Genomic DNA, 23,721 nt, shown 5'->3' on the forward strand with positions numbered 1-23,721 from the left:
ATCGCTCCTAGACGCTCTTAGCCGAACAGCGAGTTGGTCTTGGCGCCGCTCGACTCGCCTGCCTTGGGGGGCATGCCGGGACGTCCGGTACGACCAGCCTGGCCGCCGGCACCGTCCTTGATCGTGCGACGGTCCTGGGTGCGGCCCTTGTTGGCTTCGACCCAGGCGCCGTAGAAAGCAGCAGTGGTGACGCCACGCTTGGCTTCGACGACGGTGAGGTTCGACGGGACATGGAAGACCTTGTCGACCGAGTTCTCCTCACGGCTGTCGGCCGTGTCCTGGTAGTTGTTGTTGGCGTCCTTCACCTGCTTGTTGACGACCTTCTTGATGATACCAAGCGTGACCTTCTTGCCGAGGGTCTCGATCAGCATCGGAACCGCCTTTGGCACTTCCTTCTTCTGGTCCGGGTCATAGACGTTGAGGACCTTCTCCTCGGCCAGCTGCTGGGCCAGGCCCTTGCCGGTGACCATCTGGCAGATGTCGTCGACGGCGGTGAAGCCCGGCAGATAGTGCTTCTTGCCTTCCTTGGTGTAGAAGTTCTCGTCGTTCTTGTTGGTGACCCAGAAGGTCTCGCGATATTCGGAGCCGCCCTCGTCGGGAGCGAACATGATCGTCACGCTGCGGGACTTCGAGTTGGCCGACTGGCCGGCGTACATGGCCTTGATCGTGCCGGTGTAAGGGGCCGATTCGAGCACACGGAAGCCGCCGAGACGGTCCTGGGCTTCTTCCACGCCGTCGGTGGTCAGGTTTCCAAAGAGATTGGACATTCGATATTTCCTTTTGGTGGTAGTGAAGGTGGAGGGTGGTTTCTCGCCGGGGTCAGCCGGCGTAGAACTTGGTCAGGTGGTCCAGGAGGAGCTGGCAGTCGTTGTCGATGAAGGTCTGTTCCTTGGTGAACATCCCCATCGGCGACCGGATGCGTTCGCCAACTGTTTCCTTGGTGATCCGGGTCTGGAAGACGTGCTTGAATCCCAGGTCCCGATCCTCGTCGGTGATGGTGAGCAGATCGGACTGGTACTTCTCCAGTTCGAGCAGTGTGATCTTCTTGGTCGACACAACAGTCGAGAAATAGGCTTCGATGCCGTTGTTCTTGAGAGCGCCCTTGATGGGCACCTCGGTCTTCATCTCGTGCTTCACCGTGTCGAGTTTATCGAGCAGGTGGGCAGTGAAGATCGTCGGCTTGCCCCAACGGACAACACGATCCTGCATCAGCTCCTTGAAGAACTGGGCAAAGTTGCCCCATGCCTTCTGGGTGTCGTTGGAACCGAGCACGTAGACGGACTCGTACATTTCCATCAGGAACGTGATCGAGTCGGTGATGATGCCGTCCAGCTTGTCCTTGTTCTCGATCGCCTGGTCGAAGAACCCGAGCACCTCATAAGGATCAGAGATGCGTTTGTTCAGGAACTTGTTCTGGAATGGCAGGCGCTTGCCGGCCTCGGTGTTGTTGTAGAGCCAGCGTTCCTGGTTCCGGATGTTGCGCAGACTGGCGCTTTTACCGGTGCCGGAGAAACCCGACACCAACACCAGCTGGTCATTTGTTTCAGACATTATTACCTCGATTTAGTTTTGGATTATTAGAGATAATCGAACCAGAGAAAGGAGCCCCGATTTCTCAGGGCTTCTGGTATCGTTTGGCGACCGTCACCATGATGGTGCTGTCGATCTCCTGCTCGGTCATGCTGTCCGACAGTTTCTTGTTGAACGCATGCACCTGGTCTTTAACCGCGGTGAGCTCCCAACCGGAGTCGACCAGGCACAGGGCGTACTTGATCATCTGGTTGTTGCGGTTGCCGGAGGCGATGCGGCCGGCGAACCAGCGTTCCAGGTTGTCGAGTGATCCGAGTTCCTGGTTCGACTTCTTGTAGAGCTCATTGCGGCTGGTCTTCGGGATGAACTTCAGCACATCGAGCGTTTCGCCTTCCAGATTGTAATGGAAGGCGCCGCCGGCAAAGCTTTCCCACTTCTTGGCCCGCTGATTGGCGGACTCGTCGGTGGCAAAGGGCAGCCAGTCCATGATGTTGTTCATGAACTCTTTGTATTCATCCTGATCGAGATCCAGCCGATAGTTGATCGGCAGCATCAGCCGGAAGCGGTTCTCTTCATCCGAGTGCCGCTTCGTCGTGTAGGTCAGGAACTTGTATTCCTTCATCAGCTCGTGAGCCTGATGCAGGGAAGCCCCGCCGTCCACGTCGATGACAATCATGTTGAAGCCGGCGATCACGTTCTCCTCGGCCCGGTGGCCGCTCTTGAAGTGATGGTTGGCCCAGTGATAGTCGGCCGTCTGGGTGAGCAGGTGCAGCTTGTCGAACGGCACCAGCTCGGGAAGGTAGTTGTAGGCCCAATGGTTCGAGTAGGAGACGACGATCCTTTCGAGATCCGTCGCTTCAAGGGTCTCGCCCTTGAAGAACTCGATGCCGTCCCTGAACGACTTCTTGACGATGACGTTGTTCACGTAACCCCAGGAGGTTGCGAGCATCATCATGTCGTTGCGGGGACTCGAAGATTTCGGGTAGAACGGCATCTTCTCGTGGATGTCGGCATGAGTGACCTCATGACCGACGCTGGCAACGAATTTCGCCAGCTTCACATAGTTCTTCTCGCGGGTCAGGATCTTCTGGAAAGCCTGGCCGGACTCCTCGACCAGCTTGATGGCTGCCAGCAGGTGTTCCAGCATCACTTCCGTCGATCCATCGACGAAGGCATAGGCGCCGGCAAGCTTGAGGGCTTTCGAATAGCGGTGTGAGATTTCCGCCTTCTGGATCTCCTCGTGCTCCGGCATGTCTTCCGCCAGCCGCTCGCAGGTGAGCTTGTAGTCGAGCAAGGTGATCGACACGCTTTCGGAGACTTCCATCTTCCAGTCGTACAGCGACGGGTCGGCGAGCGTGTAGAAGTGGTGCTGCCACTTGGTCACGGCCTGGTCCGTCGATTTCTGGGTCAGCTTGGCGTACACCTCGGCCGCCGTCAGCTCCTTCATGATCTTGGCTCGATGACCGTAGCCAAAGATGCAGCGACGGGCATAACCAGTTTCGAGGAACGAGTAGAACTGGTCTTCCGTGGCCCCACCGTCGAACAGCTTGGACGGTGTACCGAACAGCAGCATGTTGGCCGGCGTCTTGCCGTCGAGTTCCTCGACCCGCTGGTTGTCGCTGCTGTTTTTGATCAGCTTCTGCTTGACGATGCCCTGGTCATAGAGTTCCAGGAACAGGGTCAGCAGATCGACCGAGCCAACCAGGTTGGAGCCGATCTCGTCGATCTGCAGGTTGATGGACCCGCAGGCCGACCGGAGAAGCTTCTGCCGGGTCTGCTTGACGCCTTCAGGGGAGCCAGAGTCGAACGTGAACAGGAACGCCCCGCACTGTTTGAACTCCTTGGCCGTCTTGTCGTATTCCTCCTGCTGGTCGGTGCCGTTGCGGGCGGCACGATTGTTGGCGATCGTCCAGAGCTGCTGCTCGGCGAGCACCGGAAAGGTCTCTTCCATGAACCGGGACTTGAAGCCCTTCAGGAATTCGTCCTCGACGACGTGGACCGAGTGCCCCTTGCCGAAGCCGGAGGTGGCTAGAGCCAGGGCATAGATGTTCACCGGGATCTCGCCACGGTCCTTGGTGATGACGGTTGCCCGCATCATCGAAGCCATCTTGCCCAGGAAGTAGGCTACCTCGGCCTGGAAGAATCCCCGGTCCAGGTTCTGGGTCTTGGTGCAGAGCACGTCGACGATCTCCTGGACCGCCGGGTGATGGTCAATAGTGGAAAGATCAGGGAGCGACAAAGTACAAGTCCTTTTGTTTGCAGACGTTGAAAGCCGGGCAGTAACCGCAAGCTTTCACCTCTCCGGGGAAAGCCACGACAACGCCCTTGCCGCCTTTCGACGCCATGTAATTGTGTGCTTCAGCCTTATCGCCCTCGAAGTTCCGGGTGGCACGGCCACTGGTCTTGTTGGGATCGGAGTAATATTTGTAGACCGTCTCGCCTTTCCACAGCTCCTTGTCGGTGCAGTGGGGGATCTGCTCATCCGGCAGATTGCCGTAGCGGATCAGTTCCCGGACTTTGCCGCGGATGTATTCCTCGGTATCCTCGATCGATGGCATCTCGACCGGGTGTTCCTGGGTCTTGGTTTGCGGATAATTCGGATCGCCCTTGGCTCTCGCTTTCTGCCAATCCGTGAAAACGAACTGGATGAAAACATGCTCGTCCTTGACCAGGTCCGGATTGAGCCAACGATAGATGCCGCCCTGATAGGCGTAATCATTGTCCTTCCGGCCGAGCAGGTAGGAGTAGACCGACGTGGTCTTGGTATCGAAGAGACGGCCGTCGATCACCTGGTCGAACTTGCCGCCGATCTTGTAGGTGACACCGTCAACCGTGATCTCGCGGAATGCACGGCGCTCGATCCAGATCGGGATGATGTTCGGGTTGGCGGCGATCTCTTCCTCGGTCGGGTTGATCGCGATGTTGCTCCAGACGTGCTCGGGGTAGCCGAGCTTCTGCATGGCCCGTTGGCCATTCTCACGCCAGGCTTTCTCCTGGGAATCGTGGATCGCCGCTCCCATGCGGGAAGCGAGCAGATCCGAGAGATCCATCTCCCTGTCTTCCTGGATCACCCGGCGGGAAAGAACCAACTGGCGGGTGCTCTTGAGCAGGCTTGTGGCCGATATGTAATTCGGCTCGTTGATGTAGTCGTATTCGTCGTTGAGCAGCCAGACTGCCAACGGCAAGCTAATGCCATGATTGTTCGTCAGTCGCATCTTGTCCTCGTAGGGGATTATCTCGGGATTTTGGGCGCATTTCGCCGAGGGGATTAAAGAATATCCCCTTCGGCATTATTTGCAATGATTATCTGAAAATCAGAGACCCTTTATGAAGGCGTCCGTTTTCAACCGCTCACGGTCGACCTGGCATTGTTTCAACCGGGCCATCCACTCCTCGCCGGCATAAAGCAGATCCGCTTCAACCTGCGACTTAGGACGGTTGTCGATCAGCGTCCCATGAGCCGCGGAATCTATAATGATCCCGCAGCAGGCCCTGACGGCGCCGAGGTTCTTGACCAGGGTATCCCTGGTGAGTTCCTCGCCAACCTTGTAGAGCTGGAGGTGCCGGAAGGCAGCCTCGATGTAGGTCATGGCTTCGACCGGGTTTGTCCGCCAGTTGAGCGGACCGTACTTGAACATCCCATCGACAAACGCCTCCAGCTCTGCCAGCTGCGCTGACATCGGAATGTAAGCCAGGGGCGGCTTCTTATCCCCGTAGATCTGCTTGGGGTTGGTTGGAGGAGTGACCGGGGCGTTCATGTCAGTTCGCCGCGGCTTCCGCAAAGCCTTCGTGGAACTGCGCCTGGCTCTGCAAGCCGAGAGGGCTGATGCCGAGTAGGAACACGTCCGAAAGCGTATGGCCTTTCAGCTGCTCGAAGGTTGGAGCGAACCGCTGCATGGCAGCTTCCTGGGCCTTGGCCAGGTCCTTGCGGGCGACAACGCCGGCCTTGGTGTTGAGCAGCACGTTCATGCCGAAGCGGTGCTGCTGGTTTGTTTCATCGACCGTGACGATCTGCGCGGCGATGAGCCAGAAATGGGACTTGAGGGACATATTGGGATTATCTCCGGATATTTTGAACATAATGAACCTAGACCGGCTTTATAATAAAAGCCAGACCAAATCGGCAGCGGTGGGGGTGTTGGGGTCGAGGTCCGTTCGAGAGAGTCGTTTGTTGGATCGACTCATAAACCTTGGCGGTTTTTATGAAAGACGGTTATCCCGATTTTCAGCCACATTTTAATGTGGGTATTATCTTTATAATGGAGCCGGGAAGTTTCCCTCCCGGCCCCAAAGCCTTATGCGGCAAGCTTTTCAGCCTGCTTTTCATTCAGCTTGGTGATGTGCTTTTCGAAGGTGGCGTAGATCTCCGACGGTGTCGCATCGTTGGGGATAACCACCTCCTGGCTCCAGTCCGGGTAGAAGATACCGAACTCACCGCCCAGCTTGACGTCGTCATGCCAGATGTCGGGATGATTCTGCCACTTGCATGCCTCGACGACGTTGTCGTTGGCGTACTTGACGGCGTCGATGTTGTCCCGAACCAAGAAATACTGGGCGTCATGGATCTGGGCACACGGCTTGATGTCGTGTCGGAAGGCGCTCTTGCGCGCCTTGCCCATGAACTCGGAGCCGGCTCGGGAGTTGAGCAGGCACCAGGACTGTCCCATGGCATTGCCAGCTGTACGGCCCTCTGCTTCGGCCTGGAAGGGCGTCTTGGAGGTCCCACGAACGACCTGGTGCAGCAGAGGTGTCCTCAACCGCAGACCGAACGCTACGATGACGTAGCCGTCCTTGGTGGCCTGGTCCAGCTTCGCTGCTTTCCACAGGTCGGAGACCTTGTAGAGCTCGTGATACTGGGCTTCGACCTTCTTGGCCTTGGCTTCGGACATACCTGCCTGGGCCATGATCGCCATGTAGGTGCCGTCGTAGGTGAGGGCGAAGGTCGGAACCTTGCTGTCCTGCCGAAAGTGACCATACTTTTTGTAATTGGCATGGGCCTTGTCGGCGATCGAGTTGACGCTCTGAACGTCATCTGGATCGATCTCAGGCATCTCGTCGCCCCAGTAGGCAACTGCCCGCATGGCGTGGCCGTCATAGCCGTCGGTGTAGACCTTGAGCTTGTTCGGATCCTTCGTGGTGAGTGCCGAGATCCGGTCCTCAAGGGACGAGAAATCGATGCCGCAGAAGAACCAGCCTGGTGGGGCTTTGAAGCAGCTCTTGATGAGTTTGGCGTATTTCGAGTTGGCCGGCAGGTTCTGGAGATTGGGCTTGCTCGATGAGAGCCGGCCCGAGACCGTACCGCCAAGGTTGAAATAGCCGAACAGGTAATACCAGCCGTCGTTGCCCATCTGGGCCTGCTCCATCGCTGGGATGAAGCTGGTCAGGATCTTGGAGACGGCGTTGTAGTCGATCAGCGCCTCGAGGAAAGCGAGGACGTTGGGATCTTTGGTGTGGTTCTTGAGGGATGCAAGTGTGTCCCCGTCCGTAGACGGCTGCTTGTTCTTGGTCTGAGAGATGACCGGCAAGCCGAGTTGTTCGTACAGGAAGTGCTGGAGCTGTGGATCCGAATCCGGGTTGAACACCACCTTGTCGCACTCAGGGTCGCTGAGCGAGATCCTCTTGGTTTTGAGCTTCTCGTTCCGCTTGCGGACGTGCTCTTCCTTGAGGTGATATTCGAGTGCTCCCAGCAGCGGATTGCTCCGCATCCTGGCGACGGCCGAATCGTTGTCGGCCTGAAGGAGCCCCTTGACTACTCGGACACGTTCCATGTCGAGGGGCATGCCGGTCAGTTGCATCTGGACAATGTCCACGATCGCCGGCTTGAAGATGGTCTCGTAGATGTCGAGCTGTTGATCAGCGATCATCTTTGGCTGGTTCTTCTCATGAACGAACCAGGTGCCAAGAGCGTCGACCAGGTTGTACTGGAGAAGCTGTGGCAGGGGTATTTTCGCGATGTCCTTGATGTCTTCCTGGGCGTAGTCGCCAGCGTACTCCTGGGCCTGGTCCTTGAGGCTTAGCCGGTTGCCGGCGCAGCTGTTGGTTGCCAGGTAGGAGATGAGCTTGGTGTCATCCCAGTTGCGGAGCATGATCTCCAGCCCATTGAGGAGCCCCTCGTTGTCGAGCAGGTGATCCATGAACAGCTGATAGACCAGGACGTAAACGTCAAAGGCGATGTTGTGATAGACCGCCTTGCGCAGATATTTGCGGAAGAAGTTCGCCAGCAGTGCCCTGAGAGGCTCGTTGCGGACCTTGCGGCCGAACGGTGCCTCGGTGGCGCCAGGAATGGGCTCGTAGTCGACGGCGAAGGCAATGCCCTCGGTCTTCGACCAGGCGAACGAGATCGTGCCGATACCACAATCGTAGTGCTTCAGGGAGAAGCCCTCGATGTCGATCGCGAGATCCTTGTCCATCTCCAGGAGCCGGTCGAGCCAATCGCCTATCTCCTCGATGGTCTGGGGATAGGCGGCGAACTTGATGATGTCGACGCCTGGATCCCGATAGGTGCCGTTCCGATAGCTCTTCAGCGCATTGATGCCCTGGGCGATCTTTGGCGGGACCTTGATCGGGTCGAAGAAGACCGTGCGATAGTTGGGCACATAGGTGACCTTCCAGTCGCCGTACTCGGTGTCGAGCACGTAGCCCAGCGCCTTGTCGACGGTGGACTTCTTGGTCAGCGTCTTGAAATATTCGCCGTCGGCAACCAGCAGGTAACCGACGTTGAGATCGTCCAGGACGGGCTTGAGTTCCTCGGTGATGTACGCCTTCATTTCGGCCGCCGGCGTCTTCTTCTTGCCGGGCGCCTGATGCAAGTCGATCACGATCACCTCGTTCTCGCTGAGACCGTAGGGACGGATGTAGTGCTTGAGGATTTCTTCCTTGTGAATGTCGTTGACGAGAATGCAAATTCGATAGGTGGCCCGTTCCTCGGAGCCAAAGGTCAGATACCGCATCGTTTCTCTATTCCTGAATCGACCGGCCACGAGGGGCAGGCAGCCCGTCCGGACAGGCTTTGTCCTAACCGCATACGGCTCAAGCTCGCCTGCCGCGGGAAGTAGCCTGACCCTCGAAACCGGTCGATTATCCTTGGGGATTATCTTAATAAAGCAGCCGAGACGCGACGTAAAACTCTATTTTTTCACGAAGCTGCATATACTGTGTATATGATCTCGGATTATCTGCCAAGGTGAACGCCTCTTCCCTGGTTCGATCCAGGTGCCTGCATTCGGGGATGAGGTCCTTGACGCAATTGGGCAGCGCATCGCGCATATCCTGGAACGTCCGGCAGTCCCGGAGCACCAGGGTGAACGCCTGGCGGATCCGGTCTTTCTCGTAGTCCATGGCCTTTCGCTCGGCGACGATGGCATCCATCTCGCCGGCCAGGCTCCGGTGTATGGGCATGTATTTGCCCTGCTTACGCATTCCCCCGGAGAGCTCGGAATAGATCACGCCCATGTGCCGGAAGCCGTCCGTCGAGCCGCCGAGAGCAATGTTCCGGGGGATCATCTTCAGCGCACGACGGGTGAGCTGCTCTTCCTCCCGCTCGAACAGAAGGTTCAAGATGGTCATGACGGTGTTGAACAGACGGTCATTCGCGGCCATGGGGTGATCCTTTCCTTATGAGAGGTCGAGACCCCCGTACTTTTGAGCCAGGTCCCCAAATAAGATGACCCTGTTGCGAGCCCGAGAGAAAGCAACATAGAGCATTCTTGCCACCTGGCTCGGAACGTTGCAGGTGCTGATGTTACCCAGGTCCACGAAGACTGTCTCATAGGTGCTACCCTGAGACTTGTGGACGGTAGCGGAATCATGCTGGCGCAAATCGGCGAAGTTGTTCTTCAGGAACGTCTTCTTCATCCAGTTCTTGGACCGGTTATAGTATTTGACCAGCTCGTTGAAGTGCTCCCGGTCCGTTGGAAACTGCACCGAACGGATCACGTCACCAAACTGGTTCTGTAGATCCAGAACATCAACATCAAGCCATACGCTATGCTCGTCGTCGATCATCACCTTGGTGGGACCGTGGTTCCGAAGAACTTCGAGCTCTGCCTCGACGGAGATATTTCCCTGCTTGGTGTGAAGCACGGTGTTGTTGACCAGGAGTTCACCGGCCTGGAATGAGGCAGGCAACTGTCGGTAGGTCCGGATGTAGTCGTTGTACTCGATCACCCGCCTGTTGGTGAATGCCAGGATTCGAGCTTCGTGTGTCTGCTGAGCAAACACCCGATTGATCTCGGACTGCATCTGGGGACCATTGAGCAGATCGATGACGCCGGGTACAGGCTTGATTGGCTTGAAAACGCCAGTGGCTACTGTGTCCCTGAGCTGCTGGCAGATAGCCATCAGAGCCGGCTGTCCAGCGTTCCTCACTGGTTCGAGTAGCTCGATCATCGGGGCGCCATGCTTGTAGACCGGAGACAAATCCTCATGCACTGGGGCCAGCTGATTGTGATCCCCGACATAGACCAGCTTGCAGTCCATAGTCCCCTCGTGGAACATTTTCCACTGCTGGGTATCGATCATGGAAGCCTCATCGATGAAGATGATCTGCTTCTGATGGACTCGCCATTTGGCGGTCTGTTTGAGGACGGCCTGGCCCGTTTTGAAGTCGTCGTAAACGACCAGATTAAAATGGTTGCAGGCTGTCGAGGTCGGGCGCTTGGTGCTCTTGGACAGAACCTCGGCGGCCTTGTTGGTGGTCGCCGTCATCACGACTTCGGTGTATTCCGGTTTGACGCCCAGGAGCTTGCACATCTCCAGGTAGCGCGGCATCGTGTTATCGATGATGTAGTTCATCAGATAGGTCTTCCCGACGCCGGCGGGACCGGAGATGATGAACTCCTTGTCCGGGCTGAACAGGAACTCGAGGAATTTCTCCGCAGCCTTCATCTGGCCTGCGTTGAGGTTGTAAAGACTGCTGGGTGGGATCGCGAGGGTCATTGAAATCTCATGCTGAAATTGAGCCAGGCAAAGAAAACCCCGGTCAACATCCCTGCTGCCGGGGCTTCTCTATACGCCTAGAAGGCGGGGTCGCTATTCGATCTACCTGATCAGGAAGGGCTTTCGATCCTTGCCCTTGATCCAGGCGGGCTCCTTGCCTCGGCCGGTCCAGATGGCTCCGGAAACCGGATCCTTGTACTTCGGCGTGGCCTTGACGCCCTTGCGCTTGATCTTCAGGCCACCAAGTTTCTCGACCAGCTCATCGATGGGGATCTTGTAGGTGTTTACCACCTGAACGATCTGCTCGATGACCGACTGCTTCTCGGCTTCCCGCTTCTCCTGGATCTTGCGATCGATCTCCTGCTGCTGACGCTGAAGGTCTTCGATCGACAAATCATTCAGATCGTCCGGGCCGGAATGGGAACCGGGATCTTCGTCCCGTGTCACCACTTCCTCCAATTCCTGGGTCGGTGCTTCGACCGTCACGGCGGCTTCCTCGGGAAGCTCAAAGCTCTCGTCGATCGGATCGCCAATCGGTGGGGTAGCCACTGTTTCGGGCTCTACGATGGCCCTGTTGCCCGCATGGTCTTCGACCGCATCCTTGATCTTCTTGCGCTCGTGATCCTTCAGCAGGAATGTCGGGATCTCGGTATCATCGAAGACCAATCGCGGAGTGAGCGCGGCGGGCGCCTCACTTGCATGATCACTCATTGTTAACTCCTGTTGTTTCTCTGCCGGGATTACCCCTATCACTATTCGGCAGAATCATTCATATGTGGTTTCGAGAACGTTGGGTATTTTCATTATTTTGTCAACTTAGAATCTCGAAAATAGGAAGATAATCCCTTAATAATCCCTTAATCGTGGACCGGCGCCGCCCGGCCCATGAACTCCTTGATCAGGAGGGATCTCACAAAGTCTTTGATCGAATGGCCAGGACCGAGTTGGTCCATCAACCACTCCTGCTGCTGCGAGGGCAACGTCCGAAAGACGTCATCCATGAAAGCTCGCCGAGTGTCGGCCGGTTGAATGCCCAGAGCACCAAGTCGGTATTTGACCGTCGTGTGATGCACGCCGAGCCGTTCCCCGATGCCGCAGAGCGACATTCCGATGCTGTTGAGCCTCACGATTTCTGCGTCGTCTGCTTTTCTTTTGTAACCGGAAGCCATTTTAAGTTTCTCATTTCCTTGATTATGTCTGGGTATTATCCAGATAATAACTCAAGAAAACAAGAATGCCACTCCTTAAGAGACAAATCCCCCGTCCACCGGTTTGGCCTAAACCATGTGGACGAGGGATCCAATTCCTCCTCGAAGAGGGTAGCTCGATGAGTTGTGCCGTGTCGTAGTGGGTTTCAACGATACGCCGCAAAACACCTTAAGTTTGAAGGACTTATGGGTGCCTCGCTCTGACTGGCTCACCAGAACTGGAGAGATTAAGCTCCATTTCCGGTTCGTTTACAATCCCTTTATCCACAAAATCCCACAATTTCTTGTGGGATTCCGTTATTAAGGTTGACAGAAACAGCGAATCATTTTCTCCAGATTTTCTTCAAGAGAATCAACGATTTTCAAAGGCACTCGTTGGGCAACATCTTGCGATACTGGCGGAAGCCGACGAAGTTCCCGTGCTGGTCACTACGAGTCCAAGGAGAGCCGTACGCACCCATTTCCCAGCTATCAGCCTGGGCGACGTGCTCCGCCGGCGAAGCATGCAGAGGTGCAGCTCCGACTAGCTTGTCATGCAGCTCGATCGCCTTCTCCAAGGTCATGTCGAAACCGTCGACCGTCTTGTAGGAGGTCGATGCGCAGCGGGACACTGACAGCTTGATCGCATCTTCCAATGCGTCAGGCATTATCCTGCTTGTGACGAGTTCGGTAGCATCCTCCCCAGTCACGAACGGTAGATGCCATGATCCTGGTTCCAGGGTCTGGATGTTGTCTTCCCGATCGAGCTCCTTGCCGATCTCCTGAGCCAGGATCTGGATATGCGGCTCGGCATCCTTGTGCTCACGGAGTGCACGGAAGTTCGACCATTCGGTTGCCGAGACCAGCACGGTGATGTGCGCAAAGGGCTCCAGCAGCCGATTGACGATCTGCTTGTGGGCGCTAAGGCTGTTGATGGCTTTCGCCCTTCCGACGGCATCTTCCATGGCTGATAACCAAATGTATTCGGCCGTCTCTCTGTCGCTTCCGGTCAGCTCCTCGTTGGCCTGCATCCCCTTCTGGTTCTTGCCCCAGTGCAGCGGCACATAGGGATCATCCATCACGTCCTGGATCAGCTTGGCAACGGGGATCGCCCTGGAGCTGGCAGCATTACGGCTGAGCTGACGATGGGTCATCAGCTCAGCATGGATCGGACGGGGATACCGCAGCAGCAAGGTCGAGAGGATCTTGTCAGGTCTCTGAGCGTGCCTACTGCGTAGGATGGTCTTGGCCGAGATGGTTGTCATTCTTCAGTTCCTTCAGGATTTCATGATGCTTGTCGCACACCTTCTTCTTGTGCAGGCGTTTGGCAATATCGGCGGACCACGGGCAGTCTTCGCACTGCTTAAAGCGAGACTGCTTGACCCTTCTGATCGTAGCCGCCGTCGTGGCAATGAGTGCCATTTCTGCGGCTATTAGCTGAATCGTCTGGGACATTTTGGGTAGTTCCTTCGGGGGGGCGGGGGGTTTTGGGGGATGCTGGCCATAAACCCCGAAATCCTCTGATTTTCAATCACCCGAATATTACACTTTGTTACTAAATCCGGAGTTATCCACAGTTGATAAATTAGCAATCTCTAATGGTGGTTTTCAGCTGTTAATCATCTCCAAAATCGGATATATATTTTAGCTGATTTATGGAGATAATCGCATGGGTAATACGTCCTACCGCCTCGGCGCTACCGAAAAGCTGCCGATCACCAATGCCGCTGCGGCTTCGCAGGTCCATGGGGACTCGGAAGTGAATACGACTAACGGGGACCATGTGGTTCGGATCCAGGCGGATGTGGACTGTTTCGTGTTGGTCGGAAAGACGCCTGTTGCCTCAGTCTCGAATGGCTTTCCGGTGGCTGCCGGCGCCTACGAATACATCGATGTACCAGACGGCCATAAACTGTCGGCGATCACGGCTAGCGGTGCCGGCAACCTCTACATCACGGATGTGAGCAAGATCTGATGCTGGGGCGTCCTGGCCGACTTTCTGGAGCCCGTATACGGCGCGGTATCAAGGTGCCATCGCTCTACCTGGGGCAGGTGGCGACCCGCTGCCGTATCCCTACGAATTTGTCGACAACCAACAAGCAAGCCAATGCGCGCACCATGCATATTGCGCGCGACGACATAACGTCGCTCAAGATCGAGCTTCCTGCTTGGTTCTGGTATCGCACGAGCACCAAGCTCGAGACGAGCGTCACCGGGAGCATCACCTATAAGGCTTCGATCGAATATCCGGCCGGCACTTTCACACAGGTCTTGTTCGCCAGCGCCACCTCCGGAATAGCCACTGGCGCGGTCCCGCTGCTCTCGGACTGGGTGAACGTCAACATTCCCAAGGGCGCGAAATTCTGGGTCCGCAGCTTCGCGGTTGCTACCCACTCCATCGTGTTCGCCGACGCCACCGCGGGCTCCAACTTCTGGGTCTGCGACTTCGCCAATGGGGAAGCCTACGAGTATGCGGCTTCGGGCATCACTGATAAGACCATGGGTGGGACTCTTGTCCCGAACAAGACCACGAACGATGCCCCGATCTGTCACCCGACCGCGATCATCGGCATGACGCGCAATGCCTCCGTTCTGTTGATTGGCGACAGCCGTGTTGCCGGTTTCGGGGATCTCTTCAACGCTGTCGGTGATACCGGGGAGCTTGCCCGGTCCATCGGCCCGTCTCTGGCTTACATCAACGCCGGCTCGGCCGGAGATACACTCTCCGAGTTCATTGCCTCGCATACGCGCAGGGCAGCGCTGCAAAGTTATTGCTCGCATGTTGTGGTGCAGACAGCCATCAACGCGCTGCGCTCTGGCACTGGCCAGAACAAGACCGCCGCTACGGTGCTGGGCGAGCAGCAGACCATTCTCGGCTATTTCCCGACCAAGCGCTGCTACACGTCCACGTCCTCGCCGGCCTCGACCAGCAGCAATAGCTGGATCAACGACGCCGGCCAGACCGTCAACACGAACCTTGCGCAGATCAACGCCTACAACGACGCTATCCGCGCCGGAGTCGCCAACTCGCTGGGGTTCTTTGAAATCGCCGATCAGGTCTCCACCGCACGTAACAGCGGCAAGTGGAAGTTTGACGGTACGGCCGGCAAGTGGACCGCTGACGGTCTCCATGCAAGCGCTTACGGCTACCAGGCTATCCAGGATAGTGGCGTGGTGGATCCAACCCGCTTCTCGCGGGCAGGACTATAAGATCCGATCTCCTGACCATCCACGCCCCGATTCAGGTGCGTGATCGAGCCAACATGCGTTGCCGTTAAGTGGATGGTCAGGGTTTGGGGGCGAGGTCAGGCACCTGAATTAGAAGTCGCCGATGCCGGTGTCTGGCTCGTTGTTGTCGATGACAAACTTCGACCCGCAGCAATAAGCGGCGAACACCATCTTCTGGTAGTCGGGTAGGTAGCCCATGCGGACGGTGGTCTTGGCGTCCTTCCTGTCGATCGACAGAGAATAAATTTCACCTGTCGACGTCACGCCCATCTGGAGGGCGCACTCGTATTTTTGCACGTTCTCCTCTGGATCAAGAGCGATATGCATGTAGTCGGTGGCGTACTCGCTCTCCTCGATCAGGCAGGTGGCATAGGTGCCGTAGCGATCGGCGACTTCGATGCCGCTCATCATTGCCTTGACGACGTCGGTGAGCTTCAGCTTCTTGGGAGCCAGGCAAAGGATGTCATTCATCTCCTGGGCGAGCTTCTCGGTCACCAGCGGCTGCAGGACCTCGTCCATCTTGGATCGCAGCACGGCCATGACCATGTTGCCATAGGCCGGCACGTCGAGCCGCTCGCCGATGTCGAGGGCATTGGCAACGACCTTGTGAATCTGCTTGCCGACATCACCATAGCTCTCCATCGAGCGCTTGACGGCATCTGCCACGGTCTCGGCGATCTTCTTCTCGACCAGTGCCTGGATCGCCGGCTCGCTGGTCTGCTTGTGGACCTCGGCGACGATGAAGTCGTTGAGGTTGGCTGCGGGGTTGTCCATGTCAGTTTCTTTCTGTTTCGCAGGTCGCCAGCGACATGCAGGCGGGTTTGTCGAAGCCGATGCCGCGGATCAGGTGGAAGCCCGAATCCTGCAGCTTGATGACGCGGCCATAGCGGTCATAGGGGCCGTCGATGATGACGTGCTGGCCAGGCAGGGCGGCGGTGCGCAGCTGATAGAGGTTGCCGCTCATCACCGTGCCCTCATGGGCAGATGCCGGAACGACTTGATCCAGCCTTCACCGGGAAAATGATCCTCGTGCTGGTATGGATAGAAATTGCCGTGGATGTTGTCCTTGACCTGGGCAATCGCATGGGCTGCGGTACAGGGCTTGTCGAACCGGACCCGAATGACGAACTCATGTATTTTCTTCTTCGCCATCGTCGTCTTCCTCTTCAGCCTTGTCGGCGCAGCTTGGGCAGAGACCGTCATAACCGTCGCCTACGGTGCCGTAGGTCTCGGAGCCGGGGTGATCACCACATTCGGTGCAGATGTCGGCCTCGTCATTGCTGACCCATTGCCAGGCCAGGACGTAGGCGCCGTCGTCCTCGGAGATGGAGACCATGGCGGTCTCGTCTCCCTGACGGTCGATTTCCAGGTTTCCTTCGTCTTCGTAATTCTCGAAGGCAATCTCGTTGAAATGCTTGTGCAGCGGAGAGCGGGAATCCTTTTCCCATTCGACCAGTTTGTCGATCAGGTTGGTGAAAGCGGGATGGTTGCCGCCTTGCTTGAGCGTGACCTTGATCAGCTCAAGCTCTTGGGGATCCAGGTTGATCCACATTAGATGAGCCTCCAGATGACGATGCCCCAGGCGATGATCGCCAGGGCAAGGATGGCCCATGGAGCGACCTTGTCGAACCAGGCAAAAGGAACCGGGATCGGGTCCTCGGCGAAGCCCGGCTTATAGTTGGGGCGGTGACTAGGCACGTTTTCTCTCCTCAATTGGTTCGAGAGCCAGTCGGTAGCCAAGCCTTCGGCAGATGGCCTCGACGGTCATCACTCCTGGCTCGACCTTGCCCTGGCTCCATTCGCTCACTCGTGATTGGGTGCTGTTCAGGCATTCCGCGATGGCGTTCTGGGTGACGCCTTGCAGGTGCATCTCCATGAACACCTGCTTCAGAACCGGGGATGCTGTTCGGATCTGAGGCTTACGCATCAACTCGCCTCTGTGTGCTCGACAAGCAGTACGCTGGCCTCTTCCAGCATGACCTTGGCGGCCCAGAATTCGTCCGCTGGCATGCTGGTCTTGCCTGGGCCGTAAAAGACACTGGTGATGCCGGCCTGGATGAGAGTTCGGGAGCACGCACTGCAGGGCATATGCGTGACATAGACCGTGCATCCCTTGGTTCGGATGCCTTCCCGCGCCGCGAAGGCGATCAGGTTGGCTTCGGCGTGTGAGGCGAAGAGATACTTCGCCGGCCGCTGTCGGCGCTCGGTGCTGTCCCAGACGCCGCGGGGAGGGCCATTGAAGCCGGTGAGACGGACTTCGCCATCAGGTCCGATTAGAACAGCGCCAACCTGGGTCGAATCTTTCGACTTGGTGGCGGCATGTTTGGCAAAGCCATAGAAATAGTCCTTCCAGTCCATCTGGAGGTCTCCTTGTTTTCGATGAAAAGGTCAGGGCCTTCCACCCTGTCGCCGGGTTTGCCGACACCGCTATGAATAGTGCTCCAGGTAACCGATCGCCTTTCGTAGACGATCAATGTCGTCGTTGAGGGCTCCGATACCAGTGTTGCAGGAGTGACAAAGAATGCCTCGGATCTTCCCTGTGGTGTGACAGTGATCAACTGACCATCTATCCCACCGGCCACCCGGAGTATCCGTCTCGCAAATGGCACAAAGACCATTTTGAGAAGCCACCATTTCATCAAACTTTTCTAGGGTGATGCCGTAGCGTTGTTTGATGACCTCTCGGCGCTGTCTTTCGGGATCTTCGCGGTATTTAAGCCGCTTGTTCTCCCGATATTCAGCAACCTTGTGGGGATTTTTGGCGAGGTATCTTGCACTCTTATTCATAACGATTTTAACCACTCAGTCGTCTAGCGATTAAGGCGATTGGGTACGCCACCCTCACGGGCAAGGTGCCACCGGACTATTGGACCGTCGTCTTGACCATCAAGGGATTCGGGCGACGATCCTCATTCTCGTAGGTGGACGAGCTGTCCTTCGTTCACCTTGGCCGACTTGTTGTTCAAGGCCACCCAGATAACAGGGACCTTGGCATTGATCGGCAGCGGCTCCATCACGTCGCAGCAGAGATCCGAGAACACGACGACGGCTGTCGGCTTGTTGTCGATGATCCACTGCCGAACGGGAGAGAGCGATGTGCCGCCTCGGCCGATGACATGCGTCTCTTCGAATGGATCCTCTTTCAGGAAGACCTCTTCCTTCTGGATGATCGTGTCGAATTGCAGCATCGTCATTTTCTCAGGCTCGAAGTGCTCCTTGACGTATTTGAACTCCGAGTGGAAACGGATGATGTCGCCATCGGAGATCGAGCCGGAGACGTCCAGGAAATAGGCGATGTGGTCGAGACCACCATTCTCCTCCTGGAGCGAGGGCAGATAGACCTCCTGATAGCGCCTGTTCGGACGTGCCCAGGAATAGTCCTGCTTGGCCAGCTCGTTGAAGAAGTGGAACAGGATCGTTTCCCACGGCAGCTTGGGCTGCAGGAACCGCTTCAACGTGAGCTCGACGTCACCCGGCATCAGTTCGCCGGCCAACGTCGCCTGGTGGCTGGCCGCCACGACTTTGTTGACGATCGAATGGGCCAAGGCACCATTGATGTCAGTCTCGTCTGGTTCCACCAGGTCGGATTCATCGGCCCGGTTGGTCAGCGGATTGACCAGCCACGGGGCCGGAATGCCGCTCGGAAGAACTATTCCCGGAACGGCTGGTCCCATTGCCTGTATCAGGGCTTCGCGCTTCTGGTAGAGGTCATCGTAGATGTCCTCGGTGACCCAGTTTTCGTAGTCGAAGTTGAACCAGGGCTTGAAGCCCTTGAAGCTGTAGCCTTCCCGGATCAGCTCGTTGTTGATCCGGATGTCGGCCGCATAGTTCCAGAGCTTTGGCTCCCTCATGCCGCGACGAAGCATGTCGAGGTGAGCCGGGTGTTTCAGCTCATGAACCAGGATGGTGATCCGGGTCTCCGGTGGCAGAGCCAGGAAGAAATGGGGATTCCACCAAAGGTTGATGCCGTCCGTGCATGCCGTCTCGATGTCGTTGACCCAGGAAAAGTTCATCGAGCACATGATGGAGCCCAGGAAAGCTGCGCTCTTCCCCAGGAACACCTTCGTTTTGGTTCGATCGAATTCTCGATCGAGCATCTGATAGTCGAGCTCAGGCCGGTCTTCCATCACCGGAGATCCTTTAAGAGGAGCTCGAAGACGTGCGTTTCGTTGTAACGCCCGGCTTCCGTCATTGAGATGGTTTTCACCTCGAACTCGGTGAGGAGACCCTTTACGGCCTGCTCCACAGACCGAGACTTGCCCGCTCCAGGAAGAGCCTCAACGTGGATGGTCATGCGGATCTTGCCGCCGGTTTCAGGCTGCGATTGCTGCGACGTCGTCATGGAGATACCTCGAGAGTTCGACCATGGCCTTGCGGAAAGCCTGGTGCTTTTTCAGTTCTGGCTTCTGGATGATCAGGCCGCGGTAGAAGAGCACCCGATATTCCGAGGGCAGCCGGTTCATGTATTCGGCGATCGGGTTGAAGTCGTCGTCGTTGGCATGCTCGATCAGGTGAGTGACCGTGGCATACCGGGTTGCCGAGTCGGCCGGCAGCTGGGCACCAAGCGGATCCGAGAGGATGACGCCGATCTTGGGCAGGTCGTTGAAGACCTTGGTGAAGGTGATGAACTCGACGGCCGTGCCGGATGTGATGGTGCCGGCATAGAGAGCAGCGTCTTCCTCCCGCACTTCCTCGCCCCGGATGAGATCGTTCATGAACTCCCAGGTGCGGGGCGAGCAGAAGGTCTCGTCATTGTGATCGGGGCGGAAGTCGTGCAGGGCCGACTTTTTGTAGTTGAGGAAGGCGATGATCCGGCCGTCCCAGCCATATTTGAAGGCCACGTCTTCCATGAACTCGTCATGGTCGAGGACCATCTTGAGATGGACCAGGCGGCTCTGCATGGCCGTGCCGATCGGATTGACGATCGCCCTGTCGGTCGACAGGTTGCCGGCGCAGACGATGACAACGCGAGGATGCAGCTTCTTGAGGCCGACCATACGGTCGAGAACCAGTTTGTAGGCCGCTGCCTGGACTGCCTTGGAGGCCGAGTTGAATTCGTCCAGGAAGAGCAGCCAACCCTGCTTGCCTTCCGGCAGCGGGGTGTCTTCGGTCGGGAAGGTGTCGAACGGCGCGAATTTGGCGATGCCGTTCTCGAAATGGGGCAGGCCGGACAGATCTTCCGGCGCCGAAGTCGACAGGCGATGGTCGATCAGAGCCAGGCCATATTCATCGGCGACCGAGGCGACGATCGCACTCTTGCCCATGGCCGGCGAGGACTTGATGAAGGGCACCCGACGGGCCTTCATGCAGCGAATGATGAATCTGCGGATATTCCGCGGTGTGCAGGTATAGGCGCTCAAGCCAGACATTTCAGACTAGTTCCCTGTCTTCGGCCAGCCATTGCGGCATGGTCACGGTGATGATCGGTAGGCCAGCTTCCTTGCGGCCGGTGTCGTAGATTTCGATCTCCCGCTTGGGCAGGAAGATCGGTTCGTTCTTGAGATCGTCGCCGTCCCTGGCGAAGGCGAGGGACTTGGCGCCAGGCTTCGGCATGAAGCGCAGCAGCAGTTGAACGTCAGCGAGTTCCTTGCTCATCAGATCGCCCTCAACTTGCGGCGACGGCTCTGGGACTGCTCGGCCGGCTCGGGGATGATCTCCCTCGGACCGAACGGCGTCTTGACGAAGGGAAACCCCTCGATCGCCTTCCAACGGATTCCGGGGACGGTGGTGAGATCGTCGGCCAGCAGACGGCCAAAGCCGGTCTTCAGGCTTGCGAACAGCTCTTCGCCTCGGCGATAGAGATCGGCTTCCTGGTAGACACCGCGGTTGGTCAGGAGGACGTGGCCGCCCTCGATGCGCGAAAACATGGTCATGGTAGCTTTCCCTGGTTCGTAGTGATGGGTCGGATGCAGAGTTCGAGACCCAGAACAGCGAGCGCAGCCTCCATATTCGGAACGCTCGCGGATGCCTTCCCGGTCTTCCAACCGTAGAAGGTGTTGACATGGCAGCCGCTCTTCTTGGCGACTGTCGCTTGGGGGACTCCGGCGTCTTCCAGAGCGGAGAAAAAAGCTCGGGTGACGGCCGACGCTGTGCGCGGCTGTGACGATTGGTCAGACATGATTTTGGGGCTGGTTTTGTTTTACAAAAGGGCGGGATTACACTGTAGACCGGTAGGTCTCTTTTACAGGCAGATATCGCCCAAACCCGCGGAATTCCGGGGTTTGCCTATGGCCTTCTAAGCCGATGGTCACAGGTTCGAATCCTGTCGGGATCGCCAAAGCCTTTCGGGTCCATTCCGGACACATAGGTCGCGGTTATACCAGAGACATGGGCTTTCAGAGAGCGTCACCAGGCCTCGTGCGCTCAAACCGCCGCCGCCAGAAGCAGCGTTACCCCCAGGACCGTCGACGCATAGATCGTGGCTAGAAGCACGATCGGGCGAGGATATTCGGCGGGTGTCGCGAGGCCGGCAAAGTGGGGATTTCGAAATGTTTCGGTGCCGGGCGACGGGCCGTCGGCGGCAGCGGGAGTGTTGTCATTGCAAGCGAGTAGAGAAAGACGCTGGGCAATATCGGCGGCGATCAGAGGATCGTCCGCCACCAATTTCGACCAGTCCGAAACAATGCCGATTTCACCTTTGAACATCGCGCGCCTCCCGTTTGGGATCTAACAGCGATATCTAAATTATGTTCCGCCGATAGTTTGACGAGGCGGACCGCTCTTGGTCCTTGCAACCTTCTGATCGATGAAAACCACGCCCGCTGCCTCCAACCCTCGACGGATGGCAGCCAGCTTGGCCGAACTCGGAATCCTTCGTCCGCTCTCGAAACTGCCAATCGTTCCTTCGCTAAGGCCGCACTTCGCGGCGAGTCGCACCTGCGACCATTTCAGCATCGCTCGTGCGGCTCTGCACTGCTGGGACGTAAGGGGCTGGATCCCTGAGACGGTGGAGCTTCCCTTGTTCACATCCTCAGATCCCTTCGCTTCGGCGGGAGGTAGCTTTGCACCAGGTGCACCTTGTCCAGATCCACCGTGACCATTGTCCCGAACGACACCGTGACCTTGTCGCCATCGATCCGCGTAACGTCGCCGGATAATTCCATCGGCTGGCCCTTGGCCAGCCTGACCGAATGCGAAAAATCGTAACCAGGGATCGACACGCTGACGCGGTCTTCCGTGACGCGCTTCAGCACCGTCGCCATGACCGCCACTTCGTCGCCCACCTTTATTGCCATGCTTCTGATTCTGGGGCGGCATCCGGCTGGCGTCAAGGATTAGCTATGTCTGATATAGCAAGTTACGGAATTACCTCATTCCATCCAGGACGCCACGACAGCGGTAAATACCGCAAGCTGTTCAGCACTGTCATGGTGATGAGGGATTTAGCGTGGCCGGGCAGTCGGCTGGGGCCAGCGTATTATTTCGTTACTCTGCCTTTTCGGAACCTTCCCGCGCACGGCGCGTTCGGCCCGCTGTATTCGCGGACCCTCATATAAAAGTGGACAGGCGGGAGGCAAACAAGGGTGGGGAGGAGTGTTGCCATGTCGAAGCGAGAAATAGGCATATCTTCGGCTCTGGATCGGCGCATCGCCGATCTCAAGGCCAGGATGCAGGACGCCCGGATCACGGAATATGAAATGAAGACCTTTCAGAAAGTGGCTTCAGCCATGGGAGGCGACGGAGGCTCCCTACGCCTCGATGCCGACGACCTGATCGCGGCATCCTTTGTCGTCGATGCGCTGAATGAGCCGACGCTCAACTGACGACGAGCGGTCTGGCTTCGCGCGCCGTTTCGCCCTTGCTCGGCCGGCAATTGGCCCACGCCTTCAAGCTCTGAAACAGGATGGCTGCTTTCCAGCGGCCGTCTTGTGGCGTCTGTCGCAAGTCATCGACAGGGCCGGCGGGTTGGTTCCGCCGCCCGATATCGAATTGGAGGGAAAGTCTTATCAATTTGTTGGGGTTGGTGCGTCATAGTAGCGACGGCTAACGGAGTTGAACGCGATGAAGCTCGATCTGTCGCCGACGAGCTGGGGCAGGGTGATCGCTGTCACGGCAGTCGGTACGGCATTCTTCATTGCCGTGGCGTTCTTCGTCGATTCCTTCAATTTTCCCTATCTTTCGCCCGAGGCCGTGTGGCGGGCGCAGATGACCGACCTGATGCTGCCTTTGGTGCTGGGCGGCTCCTTTTTGTTTTTCCTGATGTGGAAGATTCGCCAGCTGGCCATCGCGCAGCGCGACCTCAGCGTCATTGCCGCGACCGACAGCCTGACGGCGGTGCTGAACCGTGGCGCCTTCTCGATGCTGGTCGAAGCCTATCTCGAGCAGACCCGAAAGCAGGAACAGACCCGTTCGGGCGCGCTACTGATCATCGACGCCGACCACTTCAAGTCGATCAATGACCGCCTGGGTCATGATTGCGGCGATCAGGCGCTCAAACTGATAGCGCAGGCGATCAAAGGGCAACTTCGTGGGGGCGATATCGTCGGCCGCATCGGCGGCGAAGAATTCGGCGTGTTTTTGCCCGGCGTGGATCCCTCGCAATCCTGGGTGGTTGCCGAAAGCATCCGCCGGCGTATCAGGGAGATGGAATTCTCACCCGGCGGCAGGCCTTGTCCGCTTTCCGTCAGCATCGGCGGCACAAGCTTCACCGGCCCGATCACCTATGAGGAAATCTTCTCCGCTGCCGACAAAAGGCTTTACACGGCCAAGTCGAACGGACGCGATCAAGTCAGCTTCGATCCGGCCGGAACGTCTCCGGCGCCTGCGCCCGGGGTCGCCACCGTGCATTGATGGCATAAACTTGCGGACGGCTGATCGGGAAGCTCTCGAAATCGACGCA

At 57.4% G+C, this 23,721-nt stretch carries 33 protein-coding genes; 4 read left to right on the plus strand and 29 right to left on the minus strand.

The window, feature by feature from the left end:
• Window positions 1–17: 17 nt before the first annotated feature.
• From NKJ04_RS17630 to NKJ04_RS17690, 13 genes are all read right to left on the minus strand, one after another.
• Window positions 18–767, minus strand: a complete 750-nt coding sequence (locus tag NKJ04_RS17630) for a hypothetical protein (RefSeq protein WP_352676855.1) — start codon at window positions 765–767, stop codon at window positions 18–20.
• 52 nt (window positions 768–819) lie between these two features.
• Entirely contained in the window at window positions 820–1,551 is a 732-nt protein-coding gene (locus NKJ04_RS17635; protein ID WP_352676858.1) for an AAA family ATPase, read from the minus strand.
• A 64-nt stretch (window positions 1,552–1,615) separates the two neighbouring features.
• On the minus strand, window positions 1,616–3,769 hold the full coding sequence (locus NKJ04_RS17640) for a primase C-terminal domain-containing protein (RefSeq protein ID WP_352676860.1): 2,154 nt from the start codon (window positions 3,767–3,769) through the stop codon (window positions 1,616–1,618).
• A complete protein-coding gene (locus NKJ04_RS17645; protein WP_352676863.1) occupies window positions 3,756–4,745 on the minus strand; it encodes a hypothetical protein in 990 nt (329 codons plus the stop codon). The genes NKJ04_RS17640 and NKJ04_RS17645 overlap by 14 nt, the downstream gene beginning before the upstream one ends.
• Before the next feature lie 99 nt (window positions 4,746–4,844).
• On the minus strand, window positions 4,845–5,288 hold the full coding sequence (locus tag NKJ04_RS17650; RefSeq protein WP_352676865.1) for a dATP/dGTP diphosphohydrolase domain-containing protein: 444 nt from the start codon (window positions 5,286–5,288) through the stop codon (window positions 4,845–4,847).
• 1 nt (window position 5,289) lies between these two features.
• Window positions 5,290–5,580: a hypothetical protein gene (locus NKJ04_RS17655; protein ID WP_352676867.1), complete on the minus strand. Its 291-nt coding sequence runs from the start codon at window positions 5,578–5,580 to the stop codon at window positions 5,290–5,292.
• 245 nt (window positions 5,581–5,825) lie between these two features.
• Entirely contained in the window at window positions 5,826–8,480 is a 2,655-nt protein-coding gene (locus NKJ04_RS17660; RefSeq protein ID WP_352676869.1) for a DNA polymerase, read from the minus strand.
• 145 nt (window positions 8,481–8,625) lie between these two features.
• Entirely contained in the window at window positions 8,626–9,129 is a 504-nt protein-coding gene (locus NKJ04_RS17665) for a hypothetical protein (RefSeq protein ID WP_352676871.1), read from the minus strand.
• Window positions 9,130–9,144: 15 nt separating this feature from the next.
• Entirely contained in the window at window positions 9,145–10,467 is a 1,323-nt protein-coding gene (locus NKJ04_RS17670) for an ATP-dependent DNA helicase (protein ID WP_352676873.1), read from the minus strand.
• Between the two features lie 102 nt (window positions 10,468–10,569).
• Entirely contained in the window at window positions 10,570–11,178 is a 609-nt protein-coding gene (locus NKJ04_RS17675; RefSeq protein ID WP_352676875.1) for an H-NS histone family protein, read from the minus strand.
• A gap of 146 nt (window positions 11,179–11,324) precedes the next feature.
• Window positions 11,325–11,636, minus strand: a complete 312-nt coding sequence (locus NKJ04_RS17680; protein WP_352676877.1) for a hypothetical protein — start codon at window positions 11,634–11,636, stop codon at window positions 11,325–11,327.
• A 401-nt stretch (window positions 11,637–12,037) separates the two neighbouring features.
• The gene (locus NKJ04_RS17685) at window positions 12,038–12,919 is read right to left on the minus strand and encodes an FAD-dependent thymidylate synthase (RefSeq protein WP_352676879.1); all 882 of its coding nucleotides are present in this window, start codon (window positions 12,917–12,919) and stop codon (window positions 12,038–12,040) included.
• Window positions 12,882–13,109, minus strand: coding sequence for a hypothetical protein (locus tag NKJ04_RS17690; RefSeq protein WP_352676881.1), 228 nt, complete (start codon window positions 13,107–13,109; stop codon window positions 12,882–12,884). Before NKJ04_RS17690 ends, NKJ04_RS17685 begins: the two co-directional genes overlap by 38 nt.
• 214 nt (window positions 13,110–13,323) lie before the next feature.
• On the opposite strand from NKJ04_RS17690, the gene NKJ04_RS17695 reads away from it, so the two are divergent.
• Together NKJ04_RS17695 and NKJ04_RS17700 are read left to right on the plus strand one after the other, a co-directional pair.
• On the plus strand, window positions 13,324–13,629 hold the full coding sequence (locus tag NKJ04_RS17695) for a hypothetical protein (RefSeq protein WP_352676883.1): 306 nt from the start codon (window positions 13,324–13,326) through the stop codon (window positions 13,627–13,629).
• Between the two features lie 53 nt (window positions 13,630–13,682).
• Entirely contained in the window at window positions 13,683–14,864 is a 1,182-nt protein-coding gene (locus NKJ04_RS17700) for an SGNH/GDSL hydrolase family protein (protein ID WP_352676885.1), read from the plus strand.
• A gap of 108 nt (window positions 14,865–14,972) precedes the next feature.
• Here NKJ04_RS17700 and NKJ04_RS17705 read toward each other — a convergent pair whose 3' ends face one another.
• From NKJ04_RS17705 to NKJ04_RS17780, 16 genes are all read right to left on the minus strand, one after another.
• Entirely contained in the window at window positions 14,973–15,656 is a 684-nt protein-coding gene (locus NKJ04_RS17705) for a hypothetical protein (RefSeq protein WP_352676887.1), read from the minus strand.
• Between the two features lies 1 nt (window position 15,657).
• Window positions 15,658–15,846: a hypothetical protein gene (locus tag NKJ04_RS17710; protein WP_352676889.1), complete on the minus strand. Its 189-nt coding sequence runs from the start codon at window positions 15,844–15,846 to the stop codon at window positions 15,658–15,660.
• Entirely contained in the window at window positions 15,846–16,034 is a 189-nt protein-coding gene (locus NKJ04_RS17715; protein WP_352676890.1) for a hypothetical protein, read from the minus strand. The genes NKJ04_RS17710 and NKJ04_RS17715 overlap by 1 nt, the downstream gene beginning before the upstream one ends.
• On the minus strand, window positions 16,012–16,434 hold the full coding sequence (locus NKJ04_RS17720) for a hypothetical protein (protein WP_352676892.1): 423 nt from the start codon (window positions 16,432–16,434) through the stop codon (window positions 16,012–16,014). The genes NKJ04_RS17715 and NKJ04_RS17720 overlap by 23 nt, the downstream gene beginning before the upstream one ends.
• Window positions 16,434–16,580, minus strand: a complete 147-nt coding sequence (locus NKJ04_RS17725; RefSeq protein ID WP_352676894.1) for a hypothetical protein — start codon at window positions 16,578–16,580, stop codon at window positions 16,434–16,436. Before NKJ04_RS17725 ends, NKJ04_RS17720 begins: the two co-directional genes overlap by 1 nt.
• Window positions 16,573–16,809 carry a helix-turn-helix domain-containing protein gene (locus NKJ04_RS17730; protein WP_352676896.1) on the minus strand — a complete coding sequence of 79 codons (237 nt, stop codon included), beginning with the start codon at window positions 16,807–16,809 and terminating at the stop codon, window positions 16,573–16,575. Before NKJ04_RS17730 ends, NKJ04_RS17725 begins: the two co-directional genes overlap by 8 nt.
• A complete protein-coding gene (locus NKJ04_RS17735; protein WP_352676898.1) occupies window positions 16,809–17,240 on the minus strand; it encodes a deoxycytidylate deaminase in 432 nt (143 codons plus the stop codon). Before NKJ04_RS17735 ends, NKJ04_RS17730 begins: the two co-directional genes overlap by 1 nt.
• 69 nt (window positions 17,241–17,309) lie before the next feature.
• Window positions 17,310–17,684, minus strand: coding sequence for an endonuclease VII domain-containing protein (locus NKJ04_RS17740; protein WP_352676900.1), 375 nt, complete (start codon window positions 17,682–17,684; stop codon window positions 17,310–17,312).
• 107 nt (window positions 17,685–17,791) lie between these two features.
• A complete protein-coding gene (locus NKJ04_RS17745) occupies window positions 17,792–19,009 on the minus strand; it encodes a vWA domain-containing protein (RefSeq protein WP_352676902.1) in 1,218 nt (405 codons plus the stop codon).
• A complete protein-coding gene (locus tag NKJ04_RS17750; RefSeq protein WP_352676903.1) occupies window positions 19,009–19,224 on the minus strand; it encodes a hypothetical protein in 216 nt (71 codons plus the stop codon). Before NKJ04_RS17750 ends, NKJ04_RS17745 begins: the two co-directional genes overlap by 1 nt.
• A complete protein-coding gene (locus NKJ04_RS17755; protein ID WP_352676905.1) occupies window positions 19,196–20,173 on the minus strand; it encodes a hypothetical protein in 978 nt (325 codons plus the stop codon). Before NKJ04_RS17755 ends, NKJ04_RS17750 begins: the two co-directional genes overlap by 29 nt.
• Before the next feature lie 79 nt (window positions 20,174–20,252).
• On the minus strand, window positions 20,253–20,477 hold the full coding sequence (locus NKJ04_RS17760; RefSeq protein ID WP_352676906.1) for a hypothetical protein: 225 nt from the start codon (window positions 20,475–20,477) through the stop codon (window positions 20,253–20,255).
• Entirely contained in the window at window positions 20,477–20,755 is a 279-nt protein-coding gene (locus NKJ04_RS17765; protein ID WP_352676908.1) for a hypothetical protein, read from the minus strand. The genes NKJ04_RS17760 and NKJ04_RS17765 overlap by 1 nt, the downstream gene beginning before the upstream one ends.
• Before the next feature lie 490 nt (window positions 20,756–21,245).
• Window positions 21,246–21,527 (minus strand): hypothetical protein, encoded by a 282-nt coding sequence (locus tag NKJ04_RS17770; RefSeq protein ID WP_023812589.1) that lies wholly within the window; start codon window positions 21,525–21,527, stop codon window positions 21,246–21,248.
• Window positions 21,528–21,566: 39 nt separating this feature from the next.
• A complete protein-coding gene (locus tag NKJ04_RS17775) occupies window positions 21,567–21,848 on the minus strand; it encodes a helix-turn-helix domain-containing protein (protein ID WP_352676910.1) in 282 nt (93 codons plus the stop codon).
• Window positions 21,845–22,117, minus strand: a complete 273-nt coding sequence (locus tag NKJ04_RS17780) for a hypothetical protein (RefSeq protein ID WP_352676912.1) — start codon at window positions 22,115–22,117, stop codon at window positions 21,845–21,847. Before NKJ04_RS17780 ends, NKJ04_RS17775 begins: the two co-directional genes overlap by 4 nt.
• A 306-nt stretch (window positions 22,118–22,423) precedes the next feature.
• Between NKJ04_RS17780 and NKJ04_RS17785 the strand changes: the two genes are divergently transcribed.
• Together NKJ04_RS17785 and NKJ04_RS17790 are read left to right on the plus strand one after the other, a co-directional pair.
• On the plus strand, window positions 22,424–22,645 hold the full coding sequence (locus NKJ04_RS17785; RefSeq protein ID WP_352676914.1) for a hypothetical protein: 222 nt from the start codon (window positions 22,424–22,426) through the stop codon (window positions 22,643–22,645).
• Between the two features lie 238 nt (window positions 22,646–22,883).
• Window positions 22,884–23,672: a GGDEF domain-containing protein gene (locus tag NKJ04_RS17790; protein WP_023814104.1), complete on the plus strand. Its 789-nt coding sequence runs from the start codon at window positions 22,884–22,886 to the stop codon at window positions 23,670–23,672.
• The last annotated feature ends 49 nt before the right edge of the window (window positions 23,673–23,721 follow it).

Origin of the sequence: Mesorhizobium sp. M0618 (genome assembly GCF_040320765.1) — a bacterium.
GTDB lineage: Bacteria > Pseudomonadota > Alphaproteobacteria > Rhizobiales > Rhizobiaceae > Mesorhizobium.